Here is a 976-nt window from a genome sequence, read left to right as displayed (position 1 = left end):
AGTTTATAGTTAGTGCTGATTGTGATCTGCTGAACTCAAATGGTCGCGACGACCTGTTCTGCCTTAGTGTTCTGCCTGCTAGGGAGTACATTGGGAAATTCGCCATACCGGACTGTGCCGAAGAAATTATGGATCTTCTTCTCGCTGAAGTCAGGGCTATCGCCAATGCGATGAGTAGCCCTATTGGTGGGGTTTCCAATGAGCCGCTTCGAGAGTGGCTTGTTCGTGGAGGCGAGGTGCGCTGGCGCGCTGACATTAAGGGAATTCACAAGCCAGATGTGGCATTCATTAATTGCCTGGTTCAACCCGTGGAGGTATTGGCGCGCGTGGTTGAAAGTGGACATGTCATCGCTCCAGATTTAATAAAGCTTAAGTCTGAGGACAGCCAGGTTGCAAAAAGGCTCGAAAAGCTGTCAGCAAAAATTAAGAAGGTGCTTTCGAATAGAATGCAGGGCGGTCGATCTGATATTTATATCATACCTACTATTCCTGGGGTGCTTGAAAGTGGATTCGTAGTTCCATTTCGGACTTTGACTGTAGCTTCTCGTCGCGATATTTGTCGTTCAAAGATGGACCTAATTGATCATCCTGATGCCTATGTTCCTGTGGGCGTGTGTAGGCCCATGCTTACCCAGTCCCTGCTTCAGAAACTTATGTCGTACTTTTCTCGAATCGGTGTTACGAACTCGTTTAAGGAAGAGCAGGACGAAGTTGTTAGGATTCTTGTTGGGGAGATTTCATGAAGAACTACATTTTTATATCTGCGTTAGCCTGCGAGTATTTCCGTTCATACGGCCCCCCTGGGGATGAATGGCTCGACTCTCCGGGAGCAAGCGAGGTCTCGTTGCCGCAATGGAAGAGTGATGACGGTGATGTGATCGTTGTAGCAAGGCAGGAACTTGCCGATCTTCAAGTGGAGGTATTCTCGGTAATTGAGTTCGGGAGAGATGCTCGGTAATTGAGTTCGGGAGAGATG

At 48.3% G+C, this 976-nt stretch carries 2 protein-coding genes; both read left to right on the top strand.

Annotated elements, in window-relative coordinates:
* Nucleotides 1-743, top strand: a 743-nt coding sequence (locus AC1DQP_RS20955) for a hypothetical protein (RefSeq protein ID WP_478052492.1), incomplete at its 5' end; no start/stop codon positions are given.
* Nucleotides 740-958, top strand: coding sequence for a hypothetical protein (locus tag AC1DQP_RS20950; protein ID WP_478052491.1), 219 nt, complete (start codon nucleotides 740-742; stop codon nucleotides 956-958). The genes AC1DQP_RS20955 and AC1DQP_RS20950, both read left to right, overlap by 4 nt.
* The last annotated feature ends 18 nt before the right edge of the window (nucleotides 959-976 follow it).

The organism is Stenotrophomonas sp. P5_A8 (genome assembly GCF_056400545.1).
This window is presented reverse-complemented; position numbering and strand designations above follow the sequence as displayed.